The sequence below is a fragment of the Pseudomonas sp. B424 genome (assembly GCF_055408345.1).
The window spans coordinates 79,984-94,175 of sequence record NZ_JBUZTL010000016.1; the positions used below are offsets into that span (position 1 = coordinate 79,984).

A 14,192-nucleotide genomic window follows, 5' to 3' on the forward strand; every position below is an offset into this window, starting at 1 on the left:
AAACTTGCAGCCTGCCCCGCCTCAAGCAATCACAATGTCGTTGCCTGCCAGCGAGGCCAGCCCGACACCGACCAGCGTCACCGAGTCATTGCCAAAACTCAGGACGGTGTCGTGCCCCGATGCACTGGCATGGGCCCGGTAGTCAGCGTTGTAACCGCCATCAACTCCCATAAACAGCAGCGTATCGGTAGCCTGGTAGCCCAACAGTGTGTCGTTGCCGAAATGCCCGCTGAAGACGAAGGTATTGATCCCGCCTCCCGACTCCAGCAGGTCATTGCCCGCGCCGCCGATAAACACATCGTTGCCCCGCGAACCGATCAGATGATCGTTGCCGCCCTGCCCCAGTAGCCAGTCGCCGTGCTCACCGGCCTTGAGCGTGCTGTCCCCGGGCCCCGCCTTCACCGCAGCGGTGTAATCACTGCGGCTATTGCCGGACCACAAGCCGTCATCGGTCACCCGGTGGACCACGGCTTTGCTCATCCCCAGCCAGCCCGGCTCTTGCGTTGCCAACAGGTTAATGTCCCGGGCAATGCTGAGCCCGCCGTGTTCATCACGCACATAGAGGGTGCCATGGCCGTCATTGACCACTTCCACGCGGCTCATGGCCTGTTGCAGGTCCAGGGTATTGATGCCTTTACCGCCCAGAATCAAGTTATAGCCGCCACTGTCCCTAAAAGTGTCATTACCCTCGCGCCCTTCCAGGAAGTCATTGCCGCGCCCGCCCTGAATCAGGTCGTTGCCGTCGCTGCCAATAACGAACGTACTGCCCTTGTGGGGCTCGGCGTTGCGATTCAGATCCTGAACCCAGGTGTTTTCCCGAGCCGGATTCGACAAGTTGGCAACCACGACGGTCGAGTCCTTGCCCGTCAGGTCATAGAACGCCGAGTCGAGAATCCGCGTCATCCCGCTTTCGTAACCGCTGGGTAAATGCGTGACCCAGGTCGAGACATTGGCGATCGAAAAGGGCATGAGGTTCCACGCCGTTGAGGCGTAGTGATCGTTGAAGCTCACGATGTTGTTGGTGGCAGACGGCTGATGCGCGTCGTGTACCCCCAAGGACGACAGATTGAAGTCCGAGCCATCCAGAGCGCGGAATACCGGATCGTTCTCGTAGCCGATATTCAGCACGCTGGACGTGGTTTCACTCTGGGTGGGTGAAGCGAAGGCAATGTAATTCGCATCGCGATAAAAACCCGACCAGTGATCGGCGCTCAGATCGGCCAGGCTATTGACTGCCAGACCGCCGAGGCTGTGGCCACTGACCAGTACATCCTTGCCCGCCAAACCCTGGGCGCCGGCAAAGGCGGCCACTTTGCCCAGTAGCGAGTCGAAGGCATTGGCGCTGTAGTTTTTGGCGTAATCCCCCGGTCCGACAGCGGCCAGCAAATCGCTGATGGCATCGCCAATGGAGTCCGTGATCAGCGACTCCCGCGGCCCGCTGGTGCCGCGAAAGCCGATGCCAATGGCCGTCAGTTGGCCATCTGCGCCGTACTTGCCGAGGATCTCCACTTGAGCAGTGCCATAGCCGGCCTTTTCACCGAAGAAGGTGCCGCGCTGATCAACCTTGCCTGCGTAACCCAACTGCTCTGCACTGATGGGGGTCCAGCCGGCTTTTTCCACGGCTTCGCGGGCGAGTTTTTCCGAGTCCGGGTTCCAGGGAATCCCCGGCACTACCCCCTGTGAGTCGGTCCCTCCGAGCACGGCCTTGACCAGCGTGGCAGGGAGCCCGGTGCCCATGCCGTTTTTCTGGTAGCCCACGGCAAAGCCGTTGTCCAGGTTGTGATAGCTGTAAAGGGTGATCGCCAGAGCATCTTTAACGAGAGCCGTTGAAACGTTTGATCCCACATCCATGTAGTCAAAAATCGCCATGGTTTTTCTCTCCTCGTTGATAAAACTATCGCTCCACAAAAGCCTCATCGACCCGTGCCAGGTCCTGTTCACGCAAGGTGCCCGCGTAAAAGTGCAATTTGGTCCACGCCAGCAGGTAGTCGTAACGGGTCTGGGCCAGGTCGCGCCGCGTGCTGTAAAGCTGCTGTTCGGCGTTCAATGCATCCAGGTTGACCCGCTCGCCACCCAGAATGCTTTGCCGGGTCGAAACCACCAGCGCTTCGGCCGAGACCAGGGCTTTCTGATAGGCCCGCAACTTGCTGACGCCCGACAAACACGCGTTGAATTGACGTCTGAGCTCAATCAGGGTTTCCCGGGTCTTGCCCTCCAGTTCATATTCCGCCTGGGCCAGGTTGCTGCCGGCCTGACGCACCGACGCCGACACCCCGCCCCCCGAGTACAGGGGCAGGCTGACTTCAATGCCGATGGTGTTGGTGTCGTAGCGCTGGTTGTAGGTATTGCCGCTCTCGGACTCCATCTTGCGCACACTGGCATAGGCATTGAGCTTGGGCAGATGCCCTGCCCGGTTTCGCTCCACTTCGTACTTTGCCACCTCCAGTGCCTCACGCTGCGAGGCGAGCACCGGGTTGTTGGCCAGGGCCAGGGCATGCCAGGTCGAGAAGTTTGCAGGTTCCAGCGGCAATGAATTGAAACTGCGGGCCAGCGGCGTCAACTGCTCGATATCCACTGCAGCCACGCCTATCAGGGCGCCCAGCTCACGCAATGCTGCATCTTGCTCATCAAAGGCCTGGATCTCTTCAGCGCTGGCCAGTTCATAACGCGACTCGGCTTCCAGAATGTCGGTGCGCGTACCCTCGCCTTGGCGAAACAGGTGCTCGTTCTGCTGGAACTGCTGCTCGTAGGCTTTTTTCTTGGCTTGCGCGATGTCGATCTGATCCTGCGCAAACAGGGCCTGGGTGTAATACGTCAGCACCCGCACGAGCAATTCCTGGCTTTTGCTGCGAAAGACCTCATCTGCAAACAGCGCCTGGGCTACACCCTTGCGGTAATTGGCGTACGCCTCGTAGTCGATCAGCGGCTGCTGCACCATAAAGGTCGAGCCGTAACTGTTGTAGTTGCGGTCATCGTGGGTGTTGCCGCGCTCGTTGAGGTAGGTGGCTTTGGAGTTGTTGCGCCCCTTGTTGTAGTTGTAGGACAGCTTGGGCAGCAGCCCGGCGCGGCCAATGACCCGGCTTTCAAGGCCTGCGTCGCGTTCCTGGATTGCACCTAGGAACTGCGGATCATTGCGCAACGCCTGTTCGTACACCTCAAACAGTCCCATTGCCTGTGCGCTGGCCGTTACCCCGAGCCACAACCCGAGCGTGAGGGCCAACCGTGAAGCTCTTTTCATAGGTCGCAGCATCCTAGCGCTCACTCAACGCAGAACCTGCGCGATCCAGCAGCGGTTTAAACAAGTAGTTGAGCAGCGAGCGTTCACCCGTGCGTACGAACATCTCGGCCGGCATGCCGGGCTTGATCACCAGCCCGTTGAGTTTTTCCAGCGCCTGATCACTGACCGTGCTGCGCAGTACGTAGTACGGCATGCCGGTTTTTTCATCCAGCAACTGGTCTGCCGAGACCAGGCTCACCGCCCCGGACACCCGCGGGGTTCGGCTCTGATTGAACGCTGTAAACAGAATGTCCACGGGCAACTGGCTGCCCACCCGGTCCACCAGGTTCACCGGCAGGCGCCCTTCGACTTCCAGGCGCGCGTCCTGGGGCACGATTTCCAGCAGGGTTTCCCCGGCCCGGACCACCGCGCCCTCGGTGTGTACCCCCAGATTGACCGCGATACCGTCCGCTGGCGCATTGATTTCGCTGTGTTGCAGATCAAAGCTGGCCGAAGCCAGTTGCTGCTCAAGGGTCAGGGTTTTGAGTTGGGCCTCGGCCAGCTGGGTGCGTACTTCCTTCTGATACTCGTCAATGTGCTGCGCCAGTTTGAGCCGCGACTCCAGAATGCCCTGCTCGATGCGCCCGCTTTCGCCGACGTTCTGCGCCAGATCCTGCTGGATCTGCGACAGCTGGCGTTCGTACTCCATCAGCCGGTTACGCGGGATATAGCCGTTGTCAGCCAGTGGCCGCAAATTGCTCAGTTGCTGACGCAAGGAATCGGCCTGAGCCAGCTGATCACCCCGGGCCCGGCGCATGCCCGCCAACTGTTGCGTGGCGCCTTCGATGCTGGCCTTCAGCCCGGCCTGCTCACGGGCAAAGGCCTCACGCCGGCTGCTGAACAACTGTTGCTGGCCTTCGAGCACCAGAGCCAGTCGCGGGTCAGGGTCGTCACTCAACTGCGGCGCAAAACTCACCCGGCCAAGGTTGTCGCGCTCGCTTTGCCAGCGGGCCTGACTGGCCCAGGCCATGCGGTACTGCGCCCGCAACGATTGCACATCGGCCTCGACCTGGGTCGGGTCCAGGCGAAACAGCGGCTCCCCCTGACGCACCGCCTGCCCTTCGCGCACCAGAATCTGGCTCACCACCCCCGGCCCCAAAGACTGCACGGCCTTGCGTTTGCCCGATACCACCACGGTGCCTTGAACGGGAATCCCCTCGTCCAGTGGCGCGAGGCTGGCCCATACAAAAAAACTGCCGGCGCCGAGTATGGTCAGCACCCAGCCTGCCCGCACGTAAAACCCGGCCCCGCGCTGTGGCTGATGGTCATCACTCATAATGGGAGCTTCCTTGCTCATGCGTCGGCACTCTGGCGATTGATACTGGCGGGCGCCGTCTGTGCGGCGGCGTGTTGTTGCTGTGCCCCGGACAACGCCTTGAGCACCTCGGTACTGGGCCCGAAGACCTGGGTGCGGCCGTCATTGAGCACCAGCAATTTGTCGGTCTGGGCCAGGGATGATGAGCGGTGAGTCACGAGTATCACCGTGCAACCCTGCCCCTTGAGCTGGGCAATTGCCCGGGTCAGTGCTGCGTCACCCACGGCATCGAGGTTGGAGTTGGGCTCGTCGAGCACCACCAGGCTCGGCCTGCCGTACAAGGCCCGGGCCAGTGCCACGCGCTGCTTTTGCCCGCCCGACAAACCGCTGCCCTCGTCCCCCAGCACCGTGTCGTAACCTTGGGGCAGGCGCAAAATCATCTCGTGCACCCCGGCCTGCTGCGCCGCTGCGACCACCTGCTGCGGGTCGCTGTCACGGAAACGGGCGATATTTTCGGCAATGCTGCCGCTGAACAACTCGATGTCCTGGGGCAGATAGCCGATATGCGGCCCCAGCTGATCGCGGTTCCACTGATGGATATCCGCGCCGTCCAGACGCACCGTGCCAGCCAGGGTGGGCCACACGCCCACCAGCACCCGCGCCAGGGTCGACTTGCCGCAGCCCGATGCGCCCAGCACACCAAGCACCTCGCCGGCATTGAGGCTGAAACTGATCTGATGCAACGTGGGCAGGCGCTGGCCCGGCGGCGCGGCGCTGACCTGCTCAAAGCTCATCTGCCCCCTGGGGGCCGGCAACGCCATGTTGTCTTCACTGGCCGGATGCTCGCGCAGCAGACTGTCCAGCCGCTGATAAGCCAGCCGCGCCGAACTCCATTGCTTCCACACGGCAATCAACTGGTCGATGGGGCTCAGCACGCGGCCCATCAAAATCGAACCGGCAATCATCATCCCGGCACTCATGTCGCCCTGAATCACCAGCAAGGCCCCCAGGCCCAGCACCAGTGATTGCAGGCACAGACGCAAGGTCTTGCTCACCGAACCGATGACGGCCCCGGTGTCGCTGGCCTTGTTTTGCTCGGCCAGAAACCGCGAATGCAGGTTGAACCAGCGCTTGCGCAACACCCCCAGCATGCCCATGGCCTGAATGGTCTCGGCATTGTGCAAATGGCTGGTGGCCAGTTGGCTGGACTGCTGCGAGTACACACTGGCCAGGCCCAGGGATTTACGCGTCATCACCTCGTTGACACAGGCCAGCCCTACCAGCAACAGCGCGCCTGCGGTCGCCAACACCCCGAGCCAGGTGTTGAACAGGAAAATCACGAACAAATAGATGGGAAACCACGGCGCATCGAAGAAGGCGAACAGCGCAGGGCCCGTGACAAATTGGCGGATCAGGGTCAAATCCCCCAACGCCTGGCCGGCATGGGCCTGACCGCTGAACAGATTACGCTCGAAGGCGGCGCGGTACACCTGCTGGTTAAAGCGGCGCTCCAATTGGCTGCCGATGCGGATAACAATAAAACTGCGCACCGTTTCAAGCAGCCCGATAAAGATGAAAAACCCCACCACCATCAATGACAACATGGCCAGCGTTGTCGTGTTTTGCGAGGACAATACCCGGTCATATACCTGAAGCATGTAAATGGACGGCACCAGCATCAATATATTGATCAAGGCCGTAAAACACCCCACGCTGATCAAGATGTTTTTATAGTCACCCAGCACCTGCAACAAGGGGGCAACGGGACTGTTCTTCAGCCGCTTCATGACTCTTCCTTGATAGATAATGCATTGCGTACCTGCACGCATATAACCCACAGACACCCGCGAACTGCCACGGGCGGTTACCCGCTCAGCCCTTTACGCCAGAAGTTGCGTCTTGATAACGCTTAGTTATTCGCGCGCACCATCACCAATATTTTTTGAGCGCCAAGTTGCACTTCATAGTGCCCCGGTTCAATACGGTTCATATGCACTATATCGGTACCCCCCTTGCCCATCAGGAATAAGCCGTCCGGGGTCGGCGACCAACTTGTCGGTACTTCGCCCAACCAGGTTTGCAAACATTTCACTTCAGGGCTGAAGGCCCTGTTTTCGGCAATCAGCCGTACCGTACAGGCCTGATCGGCATCGTCCTGCGAATAAAACGTCCAGTTGCCCGCCAGTTGTGCGGGGCTCAGCAGCAGCAAGGAATTGGCCATGGCGCTCTCTGTAGAAAAGGTCAGCAATGCGGCTATACACCCCATCACCTTGAAAAATCCGGTTAGCCTGCAGTTCATCTCTTCAGGACCCCTGAAAGCAGCGCTTGCGCGCTGCTCCTGTACCGGCAGGCTTACGCGACGATGTCGTAAGTGGCCACTTGACCCACGGTGCTCACCAGGAAATCAGCGACCGCATGGCCGCTGAAGTCGACAGCAAAGTGGCCCTGATTGCTGGCCTTGTCATAGCTCACAATCGCTTCCCCGGCACGCCCGGAGAAGGCGTCGACAAAGTTCAGCCCGGCCAGTTTGGTGATGGCCGAGACGTCGATTTTGTCGATGCCGGACTGGAAGTCCATGATGGTATCGGCGGCATTGGGCGCAGAGTCTGACACCGCGCCAAACACGAACACATCAGCACCGGTACCGCCCCACAGCGTGTCAGCACCGCCACCGCCGTAGAGCAAGTCGTTGCCGGCCCCGCCCTTGAGCACGTTGTCTGCACTGTTGCCAATCAGCAGGTCATTGCCCGAGCCGCCAATGGCGTTTTCGACCGTTACGCCCTGTGCAATCGACACGTTGCCGGTCATCCCGCCCACGTCAGAGAACGAACCTGCTGTCAGGTTGATCTTCTGGTTTTGAGTGAAACCGGAGAAGTCCAGGGTGTCATTACCGCCACCGTCCCACACGGCAAAAATCAGCTTGGAGCTGGCTGATGTTGCGCTGTAGAAGTCCCGGTCCGCCGTGGCGTTGAAGCCGTAGACGGTGTCGTCGGCACGGGTTTCAAGGTTGGCGCCATAGAGTTTCTGCACCGCTGCAATGTCATCCAGTAAAGGAGCCGATGCGTAGGCACCTTCGCCGCTGTTGGTGAAATGCTGGCCGGTATTGCTTTCACTCCAGTAGCTCATGACGCTGTACGCACGGTTGTCTTCGCCATATACCGCGTCGCGGTAAGTCGGGTTGCCGTTACCGGCGTTGTAGTCGCCGGGGTGCGACAGCCCCAGGGTGTGGCCGATTTCGTGGGTCAGGGTCTGGCGACCGTAATTGCCTTCGCCCGGGGTTTTGTTGACGTCATACTCCCTGTTGATCAAGTACCACGACTCGCCTTTGCGCGAACTGTCCGGCAGATAGGCAAACGCCGCGCCGCCGTTACTGGCGCTGAAGTTGGCGAAGGTCATGTGACCATCATTACCACGGCCTGCCGGGCCCTCAGTGAAAGTCACTTTGGCCACGTCAGCCCACGATTCCAACGACAGCTTGGCTTGCTCCTTTTGCAAGGAAGAGAACTGGCTGAAGGTTCCCAGGCCGCGGGTGGCAAAACCCACGGGCGGCGCTGTCAGGAAGGTATAAGTGAGGTTGATCACGCCGTCGCCGTTCAGGTCATGCCAGCTGGCGCCGGAACGGGTCAGCTGATCGGCCGCCTGGTCGACGGTGAACGAAGGTTTGCCATTGACCAGATGATTGCCACGATCATAGAAATGACTGAAGTTATCAATTTGAGTGAAGACGGAACTGCTGACCGTTGCCGCTTGGGTCTGGCCGACAGACAGTGCCGCTTTCTCTTTAAGTTTCGACATTTAAACATTTCCTTGTTTAGCAGTAGAAAGTTTTGACAGACAACGACGACCCCTTGGCGAGATCGTCCTATCACTCGCCGTTATATGGCCGGCAGAAACTGACACAAGTTTAAATATTTAGTCCAGTACTATTTTGCAATAAAATGACAGCAAGTGTGCATATAGCCGTAACCATTGATCATTCAACGGAAAGTTATTTTTTACCCTGCCAGCGACCAAATACTGACTGCCCGGTCCGGGACAATAAGTTTAAATAAATGAGCAACTCATTCGTTATGGCTGCCGCGCACGCGTCTATTTAAATAACAGTCATCATCTAACTGAAAACCCAAGCATTGCATGCCAAAGTTATTGTGCAAAGTGTCGCCCACGGACAACTACGCGTCGCTATCCGCTATTAAAAACTTGCTCTTTTCAGGGCAGTACGGCGGTGTAATCGCCGCCTCGTGGCTCGTCACCGACCACCTGAACCTCAACGCGGGACTTGACGAGGCCGGGGGATTTGAGTTCTCCTGAAACCGGTTTCAGCGCCCTCACGCGAAACCGCCTGCGATAACTCAAATAAAAGGTTTCAGGCCGTGAACAGTTTTTCTGCAGCTCAGCGCACCCGCGTGACCATGCTCGATGTTGCCCAGCGTGCCGGCGTGTCAAAGGCCAGCGTGTCGCGCTTTATTGGCGAAGACCGCGCCTTGCTCTCCGAAGCCATCGCCGAGCGTATCGAGCGGGCGATCAATGAGCTGGGCTACCACCCCAATCAAATGGCCCGAGGCCTCAAGCGCGGACGTACGCGGCTGATCGGGATGCTGGTAGCCGATATTCGCAACCCCTATTCCATTGCCGTCATGCATGGCGTCGAAACCGCCTGCCGCCTGCACGGCTACAACCTCGTGGTGTGCAACACCGATCTGGATGACGAACAAGAGCGTCAGCATCTGGCGGCACTGCGTTCCTACAATATCGAAGGCCTGATCCTTAACACCCTTGGGCATGACCCTGACGCACTGCAAGAACTGCATCGGGAAATGCCCATCGTGCTGATTGACCGCAAAGTCGAGCAACTGCACACCGATCTGGTGGGCCTCGACAACGCAGACGCCGTGCGCATGGCCCTGGAGCATCTTGAGCAACAGGGTTATCGCGACCTGCTGATGGTCAGCGAGCCGGTCGATGGCACCAGCTCGCGGGTCGAGCGCGTCAACAGCTTCACCGCCCAACTGGTCGCACGCCCTGCCCTGCGCGGTGCTGTGGTTAAAACCGGGGCGGGCCTGCGCGCCGCCATCGAATCGTTCCTGCAATCCCCCGGCAACGGGCCCAAGGCGCTGTTTTGCGCCAACGGCCTCGCCGCGCTGGCGTGCACCCAGGTGTTGCGCGAGCTGAACTGCCGCCTGTTCGAAGACGTGGGGCTGATTGCCCTGGATGACCTGGAATGGTTCCCCCTGGTGGGCAACGGCATCACCGCGCTGGCCCAGCCCACGCAACAGATTGGCGCCAACGCCTTCGATTGCCTGCTTAAACGCCTGGGCGGCGACAAGTCCCCGGCCCGTGAGCTGAGTTTCGCGGCGCAGCTGATTACGCGCGGCTCAACGCAACCCCTGACTGCCTGACACTTTACCCGCTTGGCACCCTTGACCCGGTAGCCGGCGGTTTAACACACAACAAAATGAAACCGGTTTCAGAGATTAATAATAATGACTGCATTTCCCGTATCCATCAGCCTGTCGAGTTACGGCGCCGACCTGGTTCGCCAGCGCGGACAACACAGTTTCATTGAATTGCTGGCCAACGCCGGCGTGTCCCGTATCGAACTGCGCGAAGAGCTGTTGACCGACGAAGACCCGGCCTCTTTCAGCCAGGCCGTGCAAGATCAGGGTCTTGAGTGCGTGTTCTCGTCGCCACTGGAACTGTGGGAAGCCGGGCAGTCACGGCCCAACACCCAACTGCTTGCTACCTTGCAGCGCGCCCGTTCGTTCGGCGCCCAATGGTTGAAAGTGTCGCTGGGCTATTTCACCGAACACTGTGACCTGCAAAACCTGGCGGCCTGCCTCAACCAGCAGCCTGTGCGCTTGCTGGTGGAAAACGACCAGACCTCGTACGGCGGGCGGATCGAACCCATGCAGCGCTTTTTCGACCAGGTCGAGCAGCAGCAGGCACCGATCAGCATGACCTTCGATATCGGCAACTGGCACTGGCAGGACCAATCGGCCGTTACCGCCGCCCGCCTGCTGGGCCGCTACGTCACCTACCTGCACTGCAAGGGCGTGAACCGTCGCCAGGACGGCAAGCTGGTCGCCACGCCGCCCACCGCCGCCGACCTGCAACAGTGGCAACACCTGATGACCCATATGCCCCACGGCCTGACACGGGCCATCGAGTACCCGCTGCAGGGCACGGACCTTGACTGCCTGACCCGGGAACACGTCGCCGTACTGGCCCGTTTGAGCCAAAAGCAACAGGAGCTGAGCCATGTCTAAGGTTGATGTGTTGTCGTTTGGCGAAACCATGGCCATGTTGGTGGCCGAACATACCGGCGATCTGGCGCAGGTCGCGTTGTTCCACAAGCGCATCGCCGGTGCCGACAGCAACGTCGCTATTGGCCTGTCCCGCCTGGGCTTCAATGTGAAGTGGCTGAGCCGCGTGGGTGCCGACTCGTTCGGCCGCTTCGTGCTCAACACGCTGCAAGCTGAAGGGCTGGACTGCCAGCATGTTGAAATCGACCCCCACAACCCGACCGGTTTTCAACTCAAGTCCCGGGTGGACGATGGCAGTGACCCGCAGGTGGAGTACTTCCGCCGTGGCTCCGCCGCCAGCCACCTGAACCTCAGTGCACTGACCCCGCAACTGCTCGGTGCCCGGCACCTGCACGCCACCGGCATCCCGCCCGCCCTCTCGGCCAGCTGCAACGAATTGTCGTTCGAACTGATGAAGTCCATGCGTGCCGCCGGCAACAGCGTGTCGTTCGATCCCAACCTGCGACCTTCGCTGTGGGCCAGTGAGCAGCAGATGATCCGCGACATCAACGCCCTCGCCGCCCACGCCGACTGGGTGCTGCCGGGCTTGAGCGAAGGCCGGCTGCTGACCGGCTACGAAGATCCTGGCGATATTGCCGCGTTCTATCTCGACCAGGGTGCCGAGGCAGTGATCATCAAACTGGGGGCCAAGGGTGCGTTCTATCGCACTGCCCAGGTTGAGCAATTTGTGCCGGCAGTACCGGTCGCCAACGTGATCGACACCGTCGGTGCCGGTGATGGCTTTGCCGTCGGTGTGATCAGCGCCTTGCTGGAGAACCTCGGGTTTGCCCAGGCAGTACAGCGCGGCAACTGGATCGGCAGCCGTGCCGTACAGAGCCGTGGCGATATGGAAGGCCTGCCGACCCGTGCCGAGCTGCTGGAACACAACGCGCTGCCTGCGCCCCTCTAAACGACCTTTTCAGCTTGACCCGTTACCTGCTGCGCACAACAAAAACAAGCTCAGGAGCACCACTATGCACTCGTTAAAACTCGCTGCCCGCCGGTGGTGGTACATCATGCCGATCGTGTTTATCACGTACAGCCTGGCTTACCTTGACCGTGCCAACTATGGTTTTGCAGCCGCCTCCGGGATGGCTGAAGACCTGAACATCACCCCCGGCCTGTCGTCATTGCTGGGTGCGCTGTTTTTCCTCGGGTATTTCTTCTTCCAGGTTCCGGGGGCGATTTACGCGCAGAGAAACAGCGTCAAGAAGCTGATATTTGTCAGCCTGATCCTCTGGGGCAGCCTCGCCACGCTGACCGGCGTGGTCTCCAGCGCCTACTGGCTGATCGTGATCCGCTTCATGCTCGGGGTGGTTGAGGCCGCCGTGATGCCCGCGATGCTGGTGTACCTGTGTCATTGGTTCACCCGCGCCGAACGCTCGCGCGCCAACACCTTCCTGATCCTGGGCAACCCGGTGACCATGCTCTGGATGTCCGTCGTTTCGGGCTACCTGGTGCAGCATTACAGCTGGCGCTGGATGTTTATCGTCGAAGGCCTGCCTGCCGTGCTCTGGGCCTTTATCTGGTGGCGCCTGGCCGATGACCGCCCAAGCGAAGCCAAATGGCTCAGCAACCAGGAAAAACACGACCTGCAAAGCGCGCTGGATGCCGAGCAAGTGGGCATGAAGCCGGTGAAAAACTACGCCGCCGCGTTCCGTACCCCGGCCGTTATCCTGCTGGCCTTGCAGTTCTTTTGCTGGAGCATCGGGGTGTACGGCTTTGTGCTGTGGCTGCCGTCGATTCTCAAGCAAGGCGCACAGATGGACATGATCGAAGCCGGCTGGCTCTCGGCCCTGCCGTATCTGGCTGCCGTGATCGCCATGCTGGTGGTGTCCTGGGGCTCGGACAAACTGCAAAAGCGCAAACGCTTCGTCTGGCCGCCGCTGCTGATCGCATCCATCGCGTTCTACGGCTCGTACATGCTGGGCGCCGAACACTTCTGGTGGTCCTACGCGTTGCTGGTGATTGCCGGCGGCTGCATGTACGCGCCCTATGGCCCGTTTTTCGCCATCATTCCTGAAATCCTGCCTTCCAACGTGGCAGGCGGTGCCATGGCGCTGATCAACAGCATGGGTGCGCTGGGCTCCTTTGCCGGTTCCTACCTGGTGGGGTATCTGAACAGCTCGACCGGCTCTACGGGCGCGTCCTTCCTGCTGATGAGCGGTGCCCTGATGATTTCGGTAGTACTCACGGTGATGCTTAAACCTGCCGCCAAAGACCCTGCCGTCCCCCAACACGATGCTTCGCAGCGTCTGGCCCACTCTTGATTAGGTTGGTGACTCCCTTGAAAAAACATGTCGTGCTCTACAAACAACTGTCCGACGCGCTGATGCAGCGCCTTGAGGCCCACGCCCATGTCACCCTGATCGAGCGGCTTGACGCCCGGGGCATGGAGCAGCTGCGAGCTGCCCTGCCCCAGGCCCGTGGCATCCTGGGAGCAAGCCTCAAGCTGGATGCACAGCTGCTGGATCTGGCGCCCGAGCTGGAGGTTGTGTCCAGCGTGTCGGTAGGTGTCGATAACTACGACATCGACTACCTGACCGAGCGCAAGGTTCTGCTCACCAATACCCCGGACGTGCTGACCGAAACCACCGCCGACACCGGCTTTGCCCTGGTACTGGCCAGTGCCCGGCGCGTGGTGGAGCTGGCCAATATGGTGCGTAATGGCCAATGGCAAAAAAACGTCGGCCCCGAGCATTTCGGCACCGACGTGCATGGCAAAACCCTGGGCATTATCGGTATGGGCCGTATCGGCGAAGCCCTGGCCCAGCGCGGCCACTTTGGCTTCGGGATGCCGGTGATCTACCACAGCAACTCGCCCAAACCTGCGGTCGAAGCACGCTTCAACGCGCAATACCGCAGCCTGGACGAGTTGTTGCAACAAGCGGACTTTATCTGCCTGACCCTGCCCCTGACCGCGCAAACCGAAGGTTTGATCGGTGCCGAGCAATTTGCCCTGATGCGCCCCGAGAGCATCTTTATCAACATCTCTCGCGGCAAGGTGGTGGACGAAAAGGCGCTGATCAACGCCTTGCAGCAAGGCCAGATCCGCGGCGCCGGGCTCGACGTGTTCGAGCGCGAACCTCTGGAGCTGACGTCGCCATTGCTGAAACTGGACAACGTGGTGGCCACGCCGCATATCGGCTCGGCCACCTTTGAGACCCGTGAAGCCATGGCCCGCTGCGCCGTGGAAAACCTGCTGGCGGCATTGGCCGGTGAGCGTCCGGCCAACCTGGTCAACCCGCAAGCATTGCGCTAAGAAGCACTCTAAATAAACGGTATTCCAAAGAACGGTGGCTGCCGTTACCAGGTTTAGCCCGCTGGCCCGGTAGCGTTGCAGCTCAAAACTACGGTC

At 60.1% G+C, this 14,192-nt stretch carries 11 protein-coding genes; 5 read left to right on the forward strand and 6 right to left on the reverse strand.

Annotated elements, in window-relative coordinates; genetic code table 11:
- Positions 1-21: 21 nt before the first annotated feature.
- From ACZRMS_RS17915 to ACZRMS_RS17940, 6 genes are all read right to left on the reverse strand, one after another.
- Positions 22-1,869: a polyurethane esterase gene (locus ACZRMS_RS17915; RefSeq protein ID WP_463996374.1), complete on the reverse strand. Its 1,848-nt coding sequence runs from the start codon at positions 1,867-1,869 to the stop codon at positions 22-24.
- 25 nt (positions 1,870-1,894) lie between these two features.
- Positions 1,895-3,250 (reverse strand): TolC family outer membrane protein, encoded by a 1,356-nt coding sequence (locus ACZRMS_RS17920; RefSeq protein WP_463996375.1) that lies wholly within the window; start codon positions 3,248-3,250, stop codon positions 1,895-1,897.
- 1 nt (position 3,251) lies between these two features.
- Positions 3,252-4,553 (reverse strand): HlyD family type I secretion periplasmic adaptor subunit, encoded by a 1,302-nt coding sequence (locus ACZRMS_RS17925; protein ID WP_463996376.1) that lies wholly within the window; start codon positions 4,551-4,553, stop codon positions 3,252-3,254.
- A 17-nt stretch (positions 4,554-4,570) separates the two neighbouring features.
- Positions 4,571-6,319: a type I secretion system permease/ATPase gene (locus ACZRMS_RS17930; RefSeq protein WP_463996377.1), complete on the reverse strand. Its 1,749-nt coding sequence runs from the start codon at positions 6,317-6,319 to the stop codon at positions 4,571-4,573.
- Between the two features lie 122 nt (positions 6,320-6,441).
- Positions 6,442-6,753 carry an AprI/Inh family metalloprotease inhibitor gene (locus tag ACZRMS_RS17935; protein WP_463996378.1) on the reverse strand — a complete coding sequence of 104 codons (312 nt, stop codon included), beginning with the start codon at positions 6,751-6,753 and terminating at the stop codon, positions 6,442-6,444.
- 131 nt (positions 6,754-6,884) lie between these two features.
- The gene (locus tag ACZRMS_RS17940; RefSeq protein ID WP_463996379.1) at positions 6,885-8,327 is read right to left on the reverse strand and encodes a serralysin family metalloprotease; all 1,443 of its coding nucleotides are present in this window, start codon (positions 8,325-8,327) and stop codon (positions 6,885-6,887) included.
- Positions 8,328-8,905: 578 nt separating this feature from the next.
- Between ACZRMS_RS17940 and ACZRMS_RS17945 the strand changes: the two genes are divergently transcribed.
- From ACZRMS_RS17945 to ACZRMS_RS17965, 5 genes are all read left to right on the forward strand, one after another.
- Positions 8,906-9,931 carry a LacI family DNA-binding transcriptional regulator gene (locus ACZRMS_RS17945; protein WP_048361716.1) on the forward strand — a complete coding sequence of 342 codons (1,026 nt, stop codon included), beginning with the start codon at positions 8,906-8,908 and terminating at the stop codon, positions 9,929-9,931.
- Positions 9,932-10,015: 84 nt separating this feature from the next.
- Positions 10,016-10,798: a sugar phosphate isomerase/epimerase family protein gene (locus ACZRMS_RS17950; protein WP_463996380.1), complete on the forward strand. Its 783-nt coding sequence runs from the start codon at positions 10,016-10,018 to the stop codon at positions 10,796-10,798.
- Positions 10,791-11,744 (forward strand): sugar kinase, encoded by a 954-nt coding sequence (locus tag ACZRMS_RS17955; protein ID WP_463996381.1) that lies wholly within the window; start codon positions 10,791-10,793, stop codon positions 11,742-11,744. Before ACZRMS_RS17950 ends, ACZRMS_RS17955 begins: the two co-directional genes overlap by 8 nt.
- Before the next feature lie 64 nt (positions 11,745-11,808).
- Complete coding sequence (locus ACZRMS_RS17960) at positions 11,809-13,104, forward strand: MFS transporter (protein ID WP_463996382.1); 1,296 nt, start codon at positions 11,809-11,811, stop codon at positions 13,102-13,104.
- A 17-nt stretch (positions 13,105-13,121) separates the two neighbouring features.
- Positions 13,122-14,096 (forward strand): NAD(P)-dependent oxidoreductase, encoded by a 975-nt coding sequence (locus ACZRMS_RS17965; protein WP_463996383.1) that lies wholly within the window; start codon positions 13,122-13,124, stop codon positions 14,094-14,096.
- Positions 14,097-14,192: the final 96 nt, after the last annotated feature.

Coding starts and splice junctions, on each gene's coding strand:
- ACZRMS_RS17915 (WP_463996374.1), bottom strand. CDS start 1,869: ATGGCGATTTTTGACTACATGGATGTGGGATCAAACGTTTCAACGGCT.
- ACZRMS_RS17920 (WP_463996375.1), bottom strand. CDS start 3,250: ATGCTGCGACCTATGAAAAGAGCTTCACGGTTGGCCCTCACGCTCGGG.
- ACZRMS_RS17925 (WP_463996376.1), bottom strand. CDS start 4,553: ATGAGTGATGACCATCAGCCACAGCGCGGGGCCGGGTTTTACGTGCGG.
- ACZRMS_RS17930 (WP_463996377.1), bottom strand. CDS start 6,319: ATGAAGCGGCTGAAGAACAGTCCCGTTGCCCCCTTGTTGCAGGTGCTG.
- ACZRMS_RS17935 (WP_463996378.1), bottom strand. CDS start 6,753: ATGGCCAATTCCTTGCTGCTGCTGAGCCCCGCACAACTGGCGGGCAAC.
- ACZRMS_RS17940 (WP_463996379.1), bottom strand. CDS start 8,327: ATGTCGAAACTTAAAGAGAAAGCGGCACTGTCTGTCGGCCAGACCCAA.
- ACZRMS_RS17950 (WP_463996380.1), top strand. CDS start 10,016: ATGACTGCATTTCCCGTATCCATCAGCCTGTCGAGTTACGGCGCCGAC.
- ACZRMS_RS17955 (WP_463996381.1), top strand. CDS start 10,791: ATGTCTAAGGTTGATGTGTTGTCGTTTGGCGAAACCATGGCCATGTTG.
- ACZRMS_RS17960 (WP_463996382.1), top strand. CDS start 11,809: ATGCACTCGTTAAAACTCGCTGCCCGCCGGTGGTGGTACATCATGCCG.